We start from the raw sequence: 15,075 nt of genomic DNA on the forward strand, positions 1-15,075 counted from the left end.
GAATTGAACGGGGAGGCGCGAGCCTCCCCGTTGTCGTTTGTGCCAGGTGTCAGGAGGGCAGGGGCCAGCGGCCCCCCGTCCTCACTCGTTGGCCTTCACCTCGATGGTGAACATCGGCAGCACGGCGAAGGGCGAGCCGCGCATGCTCACCGCCAGCGCCGCCAGCGGGATGTCGCCCTTCGGCTTCAGCGTGATGGCGAGCGAGCTCGGATCGTCGATGAACTCGCCGATCGCCTCGCTGATGGTCTCGGCCAGCGCCCGGTCCTGGATGAACTGGCCGATGAGGGCGGTCGCCTGCTCCTTGAGCTGCTCCTTGAAGTCGTCCTCGTTCACGCCGGCCTGCTGGGCGGAATGGGCGATGAGCGCCGCGACGCCGCCGTCCTCGGTGAAGGTCAGCGTCGTCGCGCCGGCCTTGGCGGAGAGGCCGAGCACCGCCGCGGAATTCGGCAGGCCCTCGATCTGCGCCCGCTCGAGGCCGCCGATGGCGGTCACGAGCTTCAGCGAGCCGACATCGTCGACCTCGATGGTGATGTTGCGGGCGCGCAGCTCACGGGCCGTGTCGACATATTCGAGGTCGATCTCGGCGGCGAGCTTCACGAGGTTGGTAAGGCCGATCGGGGCCACCTGCGCCCGCTGGGCACCGGTGATCGGCGCCTCGAAGCCGGTCAGCTTGGCGCGCAGCCGCGACGGCATGAGGCCGATGCGCTGGCCGCTCTCCACCTCGAAGCGGCCGACCTTGGCGAGACGGGTCGTACCCTGCTTGACGTCGATGTCCTCGGCGACCACGCGGCGGATGTCGGGATAGGCGGTGGGCGGCACCGGCTGGCCCGCGGAGAAGCGGCCCTCCGAGAAGTCCTTGGCCAGGGCCAGGAGGCCGGTGGCGTCGATGCCCTCGACCGTGATGCGGCCGATGCTCGTGTCCTGGTTGTTCGCCGAGACCTGCATCCCCGCGAATTCGAAGGAGGCGATCTTGCCCTGCGAGACACCGGCAAGGGCGAAGCGGTTCATCACCACCGGCTGGCGCGCCTCGGTCTGGCCGCGGAAGCCGGCCATCTCGACCCGCTCGATGTCGAGGCGGGCCAGGAGCTCGGCGAGCAGGCCCATGCTGCGGCGGCGCGTCTCCTCGTTGGTGGAGGAGGGATCGATCTCCTGCATGGCCTGGCTCAGGGCCACCAGCGAGCGCTCGCCGGGACGGGTGGAGATCTTGCCGAAGGTGATGGACTCGATGGTGAAGGGGGTACCGTTGGTGCCCGTGCCACGGATCGTGCCGAGGCTGCCGCTCTCCAGCGCCACGGCGGTGGCGTTGCCCGTGCGCACGCCGGTCGCCGTGTCGAGGCCGATGAAGCGGCTGGTGCCGATCTCGACGCGCGAGCCGGTCTGGCCCTCGGTCGGGCTGGTCACGATGCCGCCGATCACCAGTTCGCCGACGCGGCCGCGCTGGTAGTTGGTCAGCCGCACGTCGCGATAGGCAGCCTGCTCCATCTTGCCGTCGCGCCGGCGCTGCAGCGTCAGGCTCGGGACGGTGATGGTCTGGGCGGAATAGCCGGTGATGGTCGCCTCGTTGGCGCCCTGGAAGAACGGCTCGCGGGTGGCGAGGCTGCCGAGCAGCGCGGCGAGCGAACCCTGCGCGCCAGCGATCTCGACGCTGTCGATCTTGTAGGACTGGCCATCGGCGGCGGTGCCCTCGACGCCCTGCAGCACGACGCGCGAATTGGTCAGCGCATCCGTCGCGCCGATCCCGCCGGTGACGGTGACGGTGGCGATCTTCACGCCGATCGGCCGCTCGCCGGTGGAGGAATAGGTGATGTTGGCGAGCACGGCCGCGCCGCCCTCGTCGCGGCTCTCGCCGACCGCGCCGGAGCCGATCTGCAGGCCGGGCAGGGCCGCCATCGCCGCCCGCGACAGGTCCTCCGCGGGCCCGGCAAGCGCTGACGAACCGAGGGCGAAGAGCACAAAGGCGGAGAGCCGCAACGAACGGGTTGATCGCATCATCGGTTGGATCCTGACGTCTGGATGGACCTGAACGGCCATCACCATAGCATGGGCTCAGTTGATTTCCCGCCGCGATGGCCGCATGGAAACGAGGCTCCTGCGGAGATGTTTCAGAACGATGTCGGTTCCGCGGCATCGCCTGGGCGACCGCTTTTTCGCCGCTTTCACCGCTAGGGTGCCGCGCCATGCCCGCCGACCGTTCCACCGACGCCGCGCCGACCCAGCTCGTGCTGGTGACGCCGATCCTTGGCGATCCCGCCTCTTTCGCCGCATCGCTGGAGACGGCGCTGGCTGCGGGTCCTGTCGCCGCCGTCATTGCCCGTTTCGAGGCCTGCGACGACAGGACGCTGGTGAACCGCATCAAGGCGCTCGCCCCCCTCGTCCAGGGCCGTGGCGCCGCCCTGATGGTGGAGGCGCCCGTCGAGGTCGCTGCCCGGGCCGGCGCTGACGGCATCCATCTCACCTATGCGCCCGAGGCGCTCAGCGACGCGGTCTCCCGCCTCGCGCCCCAGCGGATGGTCGGTGTCGGCGGCCTGCGCTCGCGCGACGACGCCATGGCGGCCGGCGAGGCCGGTGCCGACTATGTGATGTTCGGCGAGCCCATCGTCTCGCGCCATGCCGAGAAGAATGGCCAGATGCCGCCCTTCGCCGCCGTCGTCGAGCGGGTGGGCTGGTGGGCCGAGCTCTTCGAGGTCCCGGTCGTCGGCCTTGCCCAGGATATTGACGGCGTCGCCGCGCTGGCTCGGGTGCGGGCCGATTTCGCCGCCATCGGCGAGCCGGTCTGGAGCCATGACGGCGGGCCCGCCGCCGCGGTCACCGCGGCGCTTGCCCTGATCGCGGCGGAGACGCCGGCATGAGGCGCGCCGCGCTCCTCGCCGGGCTTGGTCGTGTTGCCGGGCTTGGTCTCGTCGCCGCACTTGGCCTTTCGCTCGCGGCCTCGGGCGCCGTCGCCCAGACGCGCCCGCCCGCGCGTCCCGCACCGGCGGCGCCCGCGCCGGCCGCCCGTCCGGAGCCGCCGAGCGTCGAATCGGCCTATGCCGCTTGGCAGCGCGGCCGTTACCTCACCGCCTTCCGCGAGGCGACCGAGCGCGTCGAGGCCCTCGCCGATCCGGTGTCGATGACCATGCTCGGCGAACTCCACGCTGCCGGCATCGGCATTCCCCAGAACGAGGAGCGGGCGCTCGGCTGGTATCGCCTCGCCGCCGAGCGCAACGAGCGCAACGCCATCTTCTCCCTCGGCATGTTCCACATCGAGGGCCGTGCCGGCCTGACGCGCGATCCCGCACTCGCCCGGCCCTTTTTCGAGCGCGCCGCGGCCCTCGGTCATGTCGCAGCCGCCTACAATCTCGGCCTTCTGGCGCTGGCCGGCCAGGGCGGGGAGGTCGACCCCGCCGCTGCCGCGCGCTGGTTCCAGCGCGCCGCCGACCTCGGCAATGCCGACGCGCAATATGCCTTCGCCGTCATGCTGAAGGACGGCAACGGCATTCCAGCCGACCTGCCGCGCGCTGCCAGCTACATGCAGCGCGCCGCCCTTCAGGACCTCCTTGAGGCGCAGATCGACTTCGCCGTCATGCTCTTCAACGGCCAGGGCCTGCCGAAGGACGAGGCCCGCGCCGCCAGCTTCTTCCGCAAGGCGGCGCTGCGGGGCAACCCGCTCGCCATGAACCGCTACGCCCGCCTGCTGGCCGCTGGCCGCGGCACCCGCCCGGACGCGAAGATGGCGGCGCAATGGCACATCACCGCCCATATGCTGGGGGCTCCCGACTCCTGGCTTCAGGACTATGTTCGCAACATGGACCCCGTGCAGCGCGAGGCCGCCGAGCAGGGCGCCCGCGACTGGCTGCGCTGAGGCCGGACCCCGCCGGACTTGACCCCCGGTCCCTTTCGCGGGCATGACCGCCGCGAACCATCCGAAAGACCGATATGCTCCGCTCAGCCCTTCTCAACGTCATGGTCGGCGCCGCCCTCAAGGCGGGACGCAGCCTCAAGCGCGACTTCGGCGAGGTCGAGAACCTCCAGGTCTCGCTCAAGGGCCCGGCCGATTTCGTCTCCGCCGCCGACCGCAAGGCCGAGCAGATCGTCAAGACCGAGCTGATGAAGGCCCGCCCGGGCTACGGTTTCATCGGCGAGGAGGGCGGCGAGGAGAAGGGTTCCGACAGCACCCATACCTGGATCGTCGACCCGCTCGACGGCACCACCAATTTCCTCCACGGCATCCCGCATTTCGCGGTGTCCATCGGCCTCGTGCGCAATGACGTGCCGGTCGCCGGCGTCGTCTACAACCCCGCCAACGACGAGCTCTATGTCGCCGAGCGCGGCACCGGAGCCTTCCTCAACGACCGCCGCCTGCGCGTCTCGGCGCGGCGCAAGCCGGAGGACAGCGTCGTGGGTGGCGGCATTCCGCACATCGCCCGCGGCGACCATGTCCAGTTCCGCAACGAGCTGAAGGTGGTGCAGTCGCGCTTCGGCGGCGTGCGCCGCATGGGCGCTTGCGCCCTCGACCTCGCCTATGTCGCGGCCGGCCGTTTCGACGGGTTCTGGGAGCGCGGTGTCAGCCCCTGGGACATCGCGGCAGGCATCGTGCTGATCCGCGAGGCCGGCGGCTTCGTCACCGATTGCGACGGCCATGACAACATGCTGCTCACCGGGACGGTGTGCTGCGGCAACGAGCCGATCCACAAGGAACTGCTCGCGGCGGTGAAGGAAGGCCAGCGGGGCTGAGATGGGGCAGGCCAAGCGGCGCAGGGAAGCCGGCGACCGGATCTCCCACTGCCGGACCTGCACCTATTGCTGCTCGCTGCCGCGCATCGAGGCTCTCGACAAGCCCGCCTACCGTCCATGCACCCATATTGCCGGGGGCGGATGCTCCATCTTCGGCCAGCCGGAACGTCCGGCTGCCTGCCTCGCCTATGCCTGCGCCTATCTGACGGCGCGGATGACCGAGGCGCCCGAGCGCAACCGCATCCCCCATCCGCTCGATTGCGGCGCCTATTTCCACCGCGATCCCGTGGAGAAGGTGATCTTCCTGTTCGTCGATCCGGCGCGGCCGCTCTACTGGAAGACCTCGGCGCTGCTGGTCGATTTCCTGAAGATGCAGGTCGGCGCCGGTTTCGCCCTGTTCGTCACCGATCGCGGCCGCGAAATGCTCATCCGCGACGTCGCGACGCTCAGCGAGGTGCTGGCCCGCGACATGGTCGCGATCGCCGATCGCGACGGCCGCCCGCTCGACGTCCCGAGCTTCCGCGAGGCAAAGGCGGCGCCTTTCGCCTAAATACCACAGGTTGTGTGGTGTCCTTTACCCCGCTTTAAATGACCCTGCGGCAGTCTGACGCTTCCGGACGAGGCTTCATGTACTGCGAGATCTTCGACACCGGGATCGACGAGAGGGCCCACGCCCCCGTGATCCGCCGTCTCTATGCCAGGTGGCAGGCGCTGCGGGCCGAAGGCCCTGCGGTGCCCTTCTCCTATTTCGCCCCCCAGACCATGGGCCCCGCGGCCGACGACATGATCGTCTTCCGCCCTCTGCCCGATGGCGACATGGTCTTCGCCCATTACGGCCGCGCCCTGGTCGAGCGGAACGGCGTCGACATGACCGGCCTGCCGCACTCCCATCTCAAGGAGCCGATCGGCGCCTTCTTCCGTGACTGCAACGCCCGGGTGGCTGCGAGCGGTCAGCCGCTCTTCACCCTCCATCGCGGCAAGAGCGCGGGGCCGGTGCACCTCTGGGAGCGCCTTGTCCTGCCCTGCCAGGACGAGACCGGCGAGACGCTTCTCGTGGTCATCGCCTTGCCCCGCCTGTACCGGGATGACCTTCTGGCCTCCCTGCTCGATGCCTCCCTCGATGCGATCGTCGCTGTCCGCCTGATCCGCGACGAGCAGGGCCGCGTCACCGACGGCGAGTTCATCACCGCCAACCGGCTGGCCGCCGAATGGTCGGGGATCAGCGTCGAGGCCATGCTGCAGACGACGATCCTGAAGTTGCGCCCGGACCTCAAGGATGCCGGCCTCTGGGATGCCTATGTCCAGGCGGCCGAACTGCGCTCGCCGCTGCAGCTGATCACGCCCTGGACCATCCTTGGTCGGCAGTGCTGGATGGAAGTCGCCTGCGTGCCCTTCGGCGACGGCTTCACCCTCACCGTCACGGACGTGACCGAGAAGAAGAAGGCCCTGGACCGCGAGCGGGAGGCGCAGGGCGAGCTCGCCCGCGCCAACGAGGCGCTGAAGGAGGAAATCCGCCGCCGGCAGGACCTCGAACTTGAGCTGAGCCGTCTCGCCACCCGCGACAGCCTCACCGGCGTCCTCAACCGCCGCGCGGTCACCGAGGGCCTCCAGCGCTCCATGGCCACCGCCGAGCGCTATGGCCACCCGGTATCGGTGCTCGCCATGGACCTCGACCATTTCAAGCGCATCAACGACGAGCACGGCCATGCCGGTGGCGACGCCGTTCTGCGCCATGTCACCGACCTGCTGACCCATGGCCTGCGCGAGGACGTGGACCTTGTCGGCCGCCTCGGCGGCGAGGAATTCGTCATCGTGCTCCCGCATGTCGGGCTCACGGACGCCGCGGCTGTTGCCTGCCGGATGCGCGCGGTGATGGCCGAGACCGGCGTCATGCACGATGACCGGCCGATCGTCTTCAGCGGCTCCTTCGGCGTTGCCTGCTGGGATGGGCGCGAGACGATGGATCGCCTCCTCAGCCGCGCCGACACGGCCCTCTACCGGGCCAAGGCCGCCGGCCGGAACGCCGTCGCCGTCGACGAGGGAGCCGGCGAGATCGTCGTTGCCGTGGCCCCGCCGCAGGCGCCGCTGCAGCCCTTGTCCGAGCCGTTCACGCCCTCCACCCGTCAGGGCACCGGTCCGCGCGGCTCGCGGTCAAAGGCGGGCAGCTAGCGCCTTCGCCGCCGCAGCCGGCTCGAGGGCCGCGAAATCCGGCATCTGGTGCCGGAACCAGGTCTCCTGCCGCTTGGCATAGGCGCGCGTGTCCTTCTGGCCCCGCGCAATCGCCTCGTCGAGGCTGGCCTCGCCCCTGAGAAAGGCGATGAGCCCCGGGACCCCATGGGCGCGCATCGCGGGGAGCGCGGGATCAAGGCCGCGCGCCGCGAGCCGCTTCACCTCGTCCAGCGCGCCCTGCTCCATCATCGCCACGAACCGCGCGTCGATGCGATGGCGCAGGCTGCTGCGCTCCACGCTCAGGAACACCGCCGCGACCTCGGCGCCGGCGAGGAACCCCGCCTCGCGGCCATCCTCCTGCCAGGCGGCCAGTGGCCGGCCTGTCGCCACCATGACCTCCAGCGCCCGGATGATCCGCTGCGGGTCGGACGGCCTGAGCTTCGCGGCGGTGCGCGGGTCGATGGCGGTGAGGCGGGCATGGAGCTCTGCGGCCGGAACACCCTCGGCCTCAGTGCGCACCCTGTCGCGGACCTCCGCCGGCACCTGCGGAATGGCCGAGAGGCCTTCCCGCAATGCCTTGAAGTAGAGCCCCGTCCCGCCGACGAGGATCGGCAGTGCCCTGTCCGCCTCGGCCCGGCCGATCTCCTCGGTCGACGCCGCAACCCAGCGCCCGACCGAGAAATTCTCCGCCGCATCCACCGTGCCGTAGAGCCGGTGGGGGGCGAGGGCCATGTCCTCCGCGCTCGGCCGCGCGGTGATGATGGAGAGGTCGCGATAGACCTGCATCGAATCGGCGTTGATCACCACGCCGCCGAACCGCCGCGCCAGGTCCAGCGCCAGGGCCGACTTGCCGCTCGCCGTCGGACCTGCGATGAGGACGGCCCTCGGCCTTGCCTGTCCAGCGGAACTCCTGACTTGACCCACGTCGCGACCCTCATCGCCCATCCGCAGCGGCCCTGCCTGACTGAGGAGGCCATCGCCACCGCGTCAGCGCGCCTGCCGGGGGCAGGAGCGCCGGTGACGCTCGATGCCGGCATCGCCGCCGACATTCCTTTCGCACCCGCCGCGGGCGCCGACAACCGCGCCATCGCCGATGACCTGCGCGCCGCGCTGGCGGGCATGGCCCTCGACGTCGCCGTCCAGCCGGCGGCGGGGCGCCGCAAGAAGCTGTTCCTCGCCGACATGGACTCCACCATGATCGGCCAGGAATGCATCGACGAGCTCGCGGATCTCGTGGGCTTGAAGGAGCATGTCGCGGCCATCACCGAGCGCGCCATGCGCGGCGAGATCGCCTTCGAGCCGGCGCTGCGCGAGCGCGTGGCCCTGCTGAAGGGCCTCGCCGCCGATGTGGTCGAGGATGTCATCCGCGAGCGCATCACGCTCACCTCCGGCGGCCGCGAGCTGGTCGCCACCATGAAGGCGGCAGGCGGCTATGCCGCGCTGGTCTCCGGCGGCTTCACGCTGTTCACCGCACGCATCGGCGCGATGATCGGCTTCGACGAGAACCGCGCCAATCTCCTCGAGGTGGCCGAGGGCCGCTTCGCTGGAACCGTTCGCGAGCCGATCCTCGGCCGCGAGGCCAAGCGTGAGACCCTCATCGAGCTGCGCGCGCGCTTCGGCCTGTCAGCGCACGAGACCATGGCGGTAGGCGACGGCGCCAATGATCTCGCCATGCTCGGCGAGGCGGGGGCCGGCGTTGCCTTCCACGCCAAGCCCAAGGTGGCCGAGGCCGCCGCCTTCCGCGTCGACCACGGCGACCTGACGGCGCTGCTCTACATGCAGGGTTATCGCCGGGCCGAGTTCGCGGGCTGAGAAAAGGGCGGGCATTGAGGCCCGCCCGTCCAGACCATCAGCGCCGAAAGGGCGGGCGTTGAGGCCCGCCCGTCCCAAACGTCAGCGAAGAGTCAGCGCCACGAAGCGCCGGTCGCCCTGGGCATTCGCCACCAGGAACAGCGCGGAGCTGCGGCCCTCGCGGCGCAGATCCTCGATGCGGCGGGTCACGTCGGCGGGCGACACGACCGGCTCGTTCTGCACCTCGAGGATGACGTTGCCCGGCTCGATCGACCGCTCGGCGGCGCGCGAGTTCGGATCGACCTGCGTCACCACCACGCCGCGCACGTCCTCGCGCAGGCTGAAGCGCTGGCGAAGCTCCTGGGTCAGGCCGGAGAGCTGCAGGCCGAGGGCGGAGACGGTCGGGTTCTGCGGCCGCGGCGGCTGGCCGCGCGGCTGGTCGCCGGTCGAGGCCTGCTGGATATTGCCCTCGCGGCGGCCGAGCGTGACGGTGAGCTGCTCTTCCTTGCCGGCGCGCACGACCGTGACCGGCACGGCCTTGCCGACCGCCGTCTCGGAGACGATGCGCGGCAGTTCGCGGGAATTGCGCACCTCGCGGCCGTCGAAGCGGACGATGACATCGCCCGTCTTGATGCCGGCCGGGCCGGCCGGACCGTTCGGCTCGACGCCGGCGATGAGCGCGCCACGGCGGCCACCGAGGCTCAGGCTCTCGGCGATCTCGTCGGTGACCTCCTGGATGCGGACGCCGAGCCAGCCGCGGCGGGTCTCGCCGAACTCGCGCAGCTGCGCCACCACGGGACGGGCGGTGTTGGCCGGCACCGCGAAAGCGATGCCGATATTGCCGCCGGACTGCGAGAAGATCGCCGTGTTGATGCCGATGACGTCACCGGCCATGTTGAACAGCGGGCCGCCGGAATTGCCGCGGTTAATGGCGGCGTCCGTCTGGATGTAGTTGTCGAAGGGACCCGACTGGATGTCGCGGTTCTTCGCCGAGACGATGCCGGCGGTCACCGTGCCGCCGAGGCCGAGCGGGTTGCCGATGGCCATGACCGGCTCGCCGATGCGAATGCGGTCGGAATCGGCGAAATTCACCGCCTTCAGCGGCCGGGTCGGCTGGACGCGCAGCACCGCGATGTCGGTCTCGCGGTCGCGGCCCACCAGTTCAGCCTTCAGTCGCGTGCCGTCGTTGAAGATGACGGTTATCTCGTCGGCATTGTCGATGACGTGGTTGTTGGTGATGACGATGCCGCTCGCGTCGACCACGAAGCCCGAGCCGAGCGACGACTGGCGACGCTGGGGCTGCTGCTGCTGCTGACCGTTCGGGCCGCCCGGCGGGTTCTCGCCGCGGCGACGGAAGAACTCCTCGAAGAGCTCGTCAAACGGCGCGCCCGGGCCTGGCTGCTGGGGCTGGCCGGGACGGCGTCCCTGCGGCGGCTGGCCGGGGCGCTGCCCCGGGGCGGTGTCGACGCGCGAGGAGGTCGAGATGTTCACCACCGCGTCCATCACCCGTTCGGCGAGGTCGGACAGGTCGATGGCCTGCCGGGCGGTGGCGGGAGTGGCGGCGGGCGGCGACAGGGCGAGGCCGGCACCGAGGGACAGGGCAAGGCTGGCGGCGGCAAGGCCGCTGCCGAGGCGGGCGATCATCGGGGATGTCCTGCGACGGGAAAGGGACGGGGAGGGCGGCGCGGCCGGGCGATCAGGGGATACGACTGTCATGGCGGGCTCCCTGTCGTGCCGTGAGGCGAGCCCCTTGTCTGGAGCCCGCCTGTTTCGGCGGCGTTGCGTCGAAACCAATGAACCACGAAATGGGGCGACATGGCGACCGCGGAAAGTCCGCCATCGTCGCAGGCAGCGCCTGTTCACACCGGTTTGAAGGCCTCATCCACCGGCACCTGCAGCGCGATGGCCAGGCGGTTGGTCTCGGATGCCATGGCGACGATCGAGACGAGCTCCATGAACTGCGCCTCGCTCATGCCTTTCGACCGCGCCGCGGCGCTGTGCGAGCGGATGCAGTACTCGCAGGAATTGGCCATCGAGACGGCCACATAGATCAGCTCCTTGGTGAGCGGATCGAGCGTGCCCGGTCCCATGACCTGCTTGAGGCTCTCCCAGGTGCGCCTGAGCGCCGGCGGATCGTTCGCCAGCGCGCGCCAGAAATTGTTGATGAAGTCGGTCTTCCGGGTGGCCCGGATGTCGGCGAAGACGGCCGCTGCCTCCGGTGACAGGTCGGCATCGGCCAGCAGCCGCACGGTGGACATCAGGGCCTCCTCACGCCGCGATCTCTTCGATCAGGCCGCCGAGGATCGTGCCGCGCGGCAGGATCGAGCGGATGTCGCAGAACTCTTCCTTGGTGTGGATGCCGCCGCCCCAGACGCCGAGGCCATCGAGCGTCGGCACGCCCATTGCGCCGGTGAAATTGCCGTCCGAGCCGCCGCCCGACTGCATGTGGTCGATCGGATAGCCGTGCCGGTCGGCAATGGCCTTGGCCTTGGCATAGAGCGCCATGGTGCCCGGTCCCGCCGTGAAGAGCGGGCGCACCGGCCCGGCCTCGATGGTGATCTTGGTGTTGGGGAAGGGCGGGCGCAGGGTCCGCAGCCGCACATCGATGTCGGCGACGTCCTCGGGCGTCGCGGCGACGCAGAGCACCTCCGCCGAGCAGAGCACCGGCACGACGTTGACCCAGGTGCCGGCATTCACCCGGCCGACCGCGAAGGTCTGGCCGCGCTCGTAGTCGGACCAGTCCTCGATGGTCTCGATGATCCGCGCCATGGCGCGGATGGAGCTGACGCCGCGGCTGATGGCGGCGCCCGCATGGGAGGGCCTGCCGTGCACGTGGATCATGTAGCGCACCACGGCGTGGCGGCCGGAGGTGACGAAATGGTCGCGGCCGGGCTCCGGCACCAGCACATGGGCGTGCTTGGCCGCCTCGGCCTCGATGACCGGGCGCGAGGACGGCGAGCCGACCTCCTCGTCGGGGATCAGCACGACGGTGACGGTACGCCGCAGGCGCCCGCCGTTCTGGCGGATCAGCTTGCCCAGCATGTGCAGGGCGAGCACCGTGCCGCCCTTCATGTCGGTGACGCCCGGCCCGTAGAGCCGGTCGCCCTCGCGGCGGATGGGAAGGGGACCGGCCAGCGTGCCGACGGCATGGACCGTGTCCACATGAGCGAGGATGAGCAGGCCCGGCCCAGGCTCGGCGCCGGCAAGGCGGCCGATGACGATGTCGCCGAAGCCCTGCTTGCCGGGAATGCGCTCGATGTCGAAGCCGAGGATGCCGAGATCGCGGGCGCCCTCGTCCATCATCAGGTTGACGGCCGCCGCGTCATAGGTCGGGCTCTCGATCGAGACCCAGCGGATGATGTCGGATACGACCTGGTCGACGTCGGGTGTGACGGGCATGCCTGGCTCCTGCGGGATCGGGTGCAGGGCAGGCTAGCAGGCGGGCGCGTGCCGTCTACGGGCGTTGCGGCTCACGAGCTATGATGCCGAAATTCGGGCCGCCGAAGCGCTGTTCGATCTGCTTGATGCGGTCTTCATGGTCGCGCCAGTTGAACTGGCTGGTGGAGCGCTGGCCCGGCGGCGGCGCCGCGGGACCCGGCGCGACCGTCACGCCGCGCGCCAGCGGCGAGCCGATGGCGGTGAGATGGACGACGGCCCGGCGGCAATATTCCTGCGACAGCGGGCTCGTCTGCGTCTCGTCCCAGCCGGCGCGATACTTCATCAGCGCCTGGCAGAGCTGGCCGCCCGAGCGCTCCCAGGCACCGGCGAGATAGGTCATGCCGAGGCGAACATTGGTTTCGGGCTCGAACAGGTCCTGCATGGTCCCCGTGAAACCGAACTGGCGCGCGACGGCGGGGCGCACCTGCATGAGGCCGATCTCGTCGATCAGGCCGACGGCATGCGGGTCATAGGCGCTCTCGACCGTCACGACGGCATCGGCGAGGTCGATCGGCACCCGCAACTCGGTGGCAAGCCGCCGGACCAGCTCGAAATGGGCGGCGCGGCCGACGGGATAGCGCTTGTCGGAATAGGCGCGGCCCTCGAAGCGCCGGTGCGGCGCCTCGGCAAAGGGGGCTTCGAGCTGCGGAGGGTTGGCGGCAGCGACCGAGGCCTCCGCCTCAACCGGTGCGGGCGGCGCGGCGGCAGGCGCAGTCGGAGCGGGCGTCCGGCTCGGCGGCAGCGGCGCATTGATGATGGCGGGGTGGCCCTCGGGCAGGGCCGGCGCGCGGCTGCGGGCCGCCTCGGTCTCGCGGAAGACGTCGTCGAAGCGGGACGGGGCGGTGGCCGCCGCGGCGGGCGGCGCAGCCACAGGCGGAGATGCCGGAGCAGCGGTAGCCGGCGGGGGGCTCGGCATGGGCGGGCTCGCCACCGGCGGGCTTGCGACCGAAGGGGGCGGGACGGGGGTCGGCGGCGTGGTGGCGAGTTCAGGCGCGGGCGTATCCCCGGCCTCCGCCTCGTCCGGCCGTGGTTCAGGCAACGGCGCGACCCGGGGCGCGCGGACCACCGGCGCAGCGGGGCGGGCCGGTCGCGCGGCAGGCGGCTGCGCGACGCCCGGCGGCGTCAGGTCGAGCTGGGCCGTGGCGATGGGCGCCGCCAGCGCGACCATAAGGACGGACAAGGGGATCGGCCGAAGTCCACGGTGCATGACCGCAGTCTAGAACAAGGCGGCGCCTCCTTGCCACCCGCCTTCGCCGTGGATCAGTCGCGCATCCGGTCGAGCGTCGCACGGATATGGGCAAGCGGGGCCAGCGATTCGGCGAAGGCAGCCTCGCCCGTGGCCGCGAGAACGCCGGAAAGGACCGGCGCGAGGCGGGCGATGCAATCGGCGTGCATGGCCCGCCCGGCCTCGGTGATCGTCACCTTGCGGCCGCGACCGTCGCTGTCGTCTGGGACGATGGCGACGAGGCCCTTCGGCTCCATGCGCTGCAGCGTCGAGGTCATAGTGGCCTTGGTCACCTGGAAGGCGCGGGCAAGGTCCGAGGGCCGCTTCGGCCCCCCGAGCCGGACGAAATGATTGAGCACGGTGAACTGCGCGAGGGTCATGCCGTCGGGCATGACCCTCTCGAAGGCATTGCCGGCGAGCTGGGCGATGATGCCGATCTCGTTGAAGACGCGGAACACCAGGTCGGTCGGCGCTGGGGTGGGGTCGGCTGTCATGCGGTCCGGATTCGGGTCGAGGCGGGCCAGCGGGGCGTCTGCGGCACCGCCGGACCGTAGCCCAACCGCGCCAGCATGTGCAGCCGCCGCGGCGCGCCGGTGCCGAGCAGCGCGTCGAGGCGGGCGCGGGGCCCGTCCATTTCGGGGAATTCCTGCAGCGCCTGGCTGACCGGATGCAGGCAAAGACCGAGCGCGGCGACGGTGAGGTTCGCCCGCAGATAGGCCCGTCCCGCGGCGAAGGTCCCCACGCGGCTCTCATCCGACGCGACCACGGTGAGGTAGGCTGGCGCTGCGGCCAGCATGGTGCGGTACATGTCGGCGCCCTGGCGGGAGGCGGAGGAGGCGGGATCGGCGAGCTGTTCGCGTGACAGCTGGCCGATCAGCGACAGTCCTTCGAGGAAGGGCCCGCCAAGCGAGATGCCGTCGGGATTGGCCTCGATCTCGCGTCGGCCGATCCGCATCAGGTTGACGCTCTCCATGTGGGTGCGCTTGGTCGCGGCCTCGATCTGCCAGGCCGACCAGGTGAGGTCCCGCACCATGCCGACCCTGCCGGGATCGGTCACCGCCGCGACCCGGATCGTATCGGTCGAGAGTATCTCCAGAGCCGCGATGCCCGTGGCCGGCACCGGGCGGGCCATGTCGAAGGGCCGCTTGGTCGAACGCCGCTGCGGGATCTGCTGAAAGAGCGGGTCGGCGGCCAGCCCCGCCTCGCGAACGAGGCGCCAATGCGCGATCGGCCGCTGGTCGAGACGCGGGCCCGGCTCGCCCGCCGGGAAGGCCTCGACCTCCAGCCGGTAGCCGATCGCCGTGGCGGCGATGGCGGCCATCTCGGTGAAACAGGCGAGGCCGATCAGGATCTGCCGGTCATGGGGATCGGTCTGGGGCAGGCGGCGGTCGAGATCGCACCACAGGGTCATGGTCAGCGGGCCGGTCAGCTCGACGATCCAGGGCTGGCGATTGTGCGGATTGGGCGCGAGAACCGCGTGGTTCAGCACGAAGCGGCGGGGATCCGGTTGCGCCGCCGCGGCTTCCGCCCAGGGGGCGAGCGCAGCCGTGGGCGTGCGGGTCAGGGCGAAGGCGGTGACGCCGGTGGCGGCGACGAGGCCGGTCGCGCCGGCGGAGATGAGGAAATGACGGCGGTTCATCGAAGGTCTCCATATGGTTCGATATCTAACTAGTAGTTTGATATCGAACGAACGGGCCTTCGTCAAGATGATTAGATATCGAACTTCATGGCGCCCGGCC

The 15,075-nt window shown here is 70.6% G+C and carries 14 protein-coding genes; 6 read left to right on the forward strand and 8 right to left on the reverse strand.

All coding sequences use genetic code 11. From position 1 onward, the window contains the following. Positions 1 to 81: 81 nt before the first annotated feature. Positions 82 to 1,992, reverse strand: coding sequence for a hypothetical protein (locus tag C8P69_RS00735; RefSeq protein WP_146167254.1), 1,911 nt, complete (start codon positions 1,990 to 1,992; stop codon positions 82 to 84). A 185-nt stretch (positions 1,993 to 2,177) separates the two neighbouring features. Here C8P69_RS00735 and C8P69_RS00740 point away from each other — a divergent pair, with 185 nt between their 5' ends. The 5 genes from C8P69_RS00740 to C8P69_RS00760 all read left to right on the forward strand — a co-directional run bounded on the left by C8P69_RS00740 (position 2,178) and on the right by C8P69_RS00760 (position 6,882). Continuing rightward, on the forward strand, positions 2,178 to 2,849 hold the full coding sequence (locus C8P69_RS00740; protein ID WP_245901814.1) for a thiamine phosphate synthase: 672 nt from the start codon (positions 2,178 to 2,180) through the stop codon (positions 2,847 to 2,849). Beyond that, positions 2,846 to 3,841 (forward strand): tetratricopeptide repeat protein, encoded by a 996-nt coding sequence (locus C8P69_RS00745; protein ID WP_108173952.1) that lies wholly within the window; start codon positions 2,846 to 2,848, stop codon positions 3,839 to 3,841. The genes C8P69_RS00740 and C8P69_RS00745 overlap by 4 nt, the downstream gene beginning before the upstream one ends. 74 nt (positions 3,842 to 3,915) lie before the next feature. Then, entirely contained in the window at positions 3,916 to 4,713 is a 798-nt protein-coding gene (locus C8P69_RS00750; RefSeq protein ID WP_108173953.1) for an inositol monophosphatase family protein, read from the forward strand. Position 4,714: 1 nt separating this feature from the next. Next, positions 4,715 to 5,263, forward strand: coding sequence for a hypothetical protein (locus C8P69_RS00755; protein ID WP_108173954.1), 549 nt, complete (start codon positions 4,715 to 4,717; stop codon positions 5,261 to 5,263). 77 nt (positions 5,264 to 5,340) lie between these two features. Further along, positions 5,341 to 6,882 carry a sensor domain-containing diguanylate cyclase gene (locus C8P69_RS00760; protein ID WP_170118077.1) on the forward strand — a complete coding sequence of 514 codons (1,542 nt, stop codon included), beginning with the start codon at positions 5,341 to 5,343 and terminating at the stop codon, positions 6,880 to 6,882. Here the strand turns inward: C8P69_RS00760 and miaA are convergent. Next, entirely contained in the window at positions 6,865 to 7,806 is a 942-nt protein-coding gene (miaA, locus tag C8P69_RS24050) for a tRNA (adenosine(37)-N6)-dimethylallyltransferase MiaA (protein WP_245901815.1), read from the reverse strand. The genes C8P69_RS00760 and miaA overlap by 18 nt on opposite strands. Here miaA and serB point away from each other — a divergent pair. Further along, complete coding sequence (gene serB / locus C8P69_RS24055) at positions 7,798 to 8,694, forward strand: phosphoserine phosphatase SerB (RefSeq protein ID WP_245901816.1); 897 nt, start codon at positions 7,798 to 7,800, stop codon at positions 8,692 to 8,694. The genes miaA and serB overlap by 9 nt on opposite strands. 81 nt (positions 8,695 to 8,775) lie before the next feature. Here serB and C8P69_RS00775 read toward each other — a convergent pair whose 3' ends face one another. The 6 genes from C8P69_RS00775 to C8P69_RS00800 form a co-directional block, all read right to left on the reverse strand. Further along, positions 8,776 to 10,317: a Do family serine endopeptidase gene (locus C8P69_RS00775; RefSeq protein ID WP_108173958.1), complete on the reverse strand. Its 1,542-nt coding sequence runs from the start codon at positions 10,315 to 10,317 to the stop codon at positions 8,776 to 8,778. A 215-nt stretch (positions 10,318 to 10,532) separates the two neighbouring features. After that, a complete protein-coding gene (locus C8P69_RS00780) occupies positions 10,533 to 10,931 on the reverse strand; it encodes a carboxymuconolactone decarboxylase family protein (protein WP_108173959.1) in 399 nt (132 codons plus the stop codon). 10 nt (positions 10,932 to 10,941) lie between these two features. Further along, entirely contained in the window at positions 10,942 to 12,072 is a 1,131-nt protein-coding gene (locus tag C8P69_RS00785) for a M20/M25/M40 family metallo-hydrolase (protein WP_108173960.1), read from the reverse strand. Positions 12,073 to 12,127: 55 nt separating this feature from the next. Then, complete coding sequence (locus C8P69_RS00790; protein WP_170118079.1) at positions 12,128 to 13,291, reverse strand: lytic transglycosylase domain-containing protein; 1,164 nt, start codon at positions 13,289 to 13,291, stop codon at positions 12,128 to 12,130. 80 nt (positions 13,292 to 13,371) lie between these two features. Beyond that, positions 13,372 to 13,830: a MarR family winged helix-turn-helix transcriptional regulator gene (locus C8P69_RS00795; RefSeq protein WP_108173962.1), complete on the reverse strand. Its 459-nt coding sequence runs from the start codon at positions 13,828 to 13,830 to the stop codon at positions 13,372 to 13,374. Beyond that, positions 13,827 to 14,975 (reverse strand): Acg family FMN-binding oxidoreductase, encoded by a 1,149-nt coding sequence (locus tag C8P69_RS00800; protein ID WP_108173963.1) that lies wholly within the window; start codon positions 14,973 to 14,975, stop codon positions 13,827 to 13,829. The genes C8P69_RS00795 and C8P69_RS00800 overlap by 4 nt, the downstream gene beginning before the upstream one ends. Positions 14,976 to 15,075: the final 100 nt, after the last annotated feature.

The sequence above is a fragment of the Phreatobacter oligotrophus genome (genome assembly GCF_003046185.1).
Classification (GTDB): domain Bacteria; phylum Pseudomonadota; class Alphaproteobacteria; order Rhizobiales; family Phreatobacteraceae; genus Phreatobacter; species Phreatobacter oligotrophus.

What these genes read in the sequence shown, in the direction of transcription:
- C8P69_RS00735 (WP_146167254.1), bottom strand. Translation starts at nt 1,992, where the DNA reads ATGATGCGATCAACCCGTTCGTTGCGGCTCTCCGCCTTTGTGCTCTTC.
- C8P69_RS00740 (WP_245901814.1), top strand. Translation starts at nt 2,178, where the DNA reads ATGCCCGCCGACCGTTCCACCGACGCCGCGCCGACCCAGCTCGTGCTG.
- C8P69_RS00745 (WP_108173952.1), top strand. Translation starts at nt 2,846, where the DNA reads ATGAGGCGCGCCGCGCTCCTCGCCGGGCTTGGTCGTGTTGCCGGGCTT.
- C8P69_RS00750 (WP_108173953.1), top strand. Translation starts at nt 3,916, where the DNA reads ATGCTCCGCTCAGCCCTTCTCAACGTCATGGTCGGCGCCGCCCTCAAG.
- C8P69_RS00755 (WP_108173954.1), top strand. Translation starts at nt 4,715, where the DNA reads ATGGGGCAGGCCAAGCGGCGCAGGGAAGCCGGCGACCGGATCTCCCAC.
- C8P69_RS00760 (WP_170118077.1), top strand. Translation starts at nt 5,341, where the DNA reads ATGTACTGCGAGATCTTCGACACCGGGATCGACGAGAGGGCCCACGCC.
- C8P69_RS00775 (WP_108173958.1), bottom strand. Translation starts at nt 10,317, where the DNA reads ATGATCGCCCGCCTCGGCAGCGGCCTTGCCGCCGCCAGCCTTGCCCTG.
- C8P69_RS00780 (WP_108173959.1), bottom strand. Translation starts at nt 10,931, where the DNA reads ATGTCCACCGTGCGGCTGCTGGCCGATGCCGACCTGTCACCGGAGGCA.
- C8P69_RS00785 (WP_108173960.1), bottom strand. Translation starts at nt 12,072, where the DNA reads ATGCCCGTCACACCCGACGTCGACCAGGTCGTATCCGACATCATCCGC.
- C8P69_RS00795 (WP_108173962.1), bottom strand. Translation starts at nt 13,830, where the DNA reads ATGACAGCCGACCCCACCCCAGCGCCGACCGACCTGGTGTTCCGCGTC.
- C8P69_RS00800 (WP_108173963.1), bottom strand. Translation starts at nt 14,975, where the DNA reads ATGAACCGCCGTCATTTCCTCATCTCCGCCGGCGCGACCGGCCTCGTC.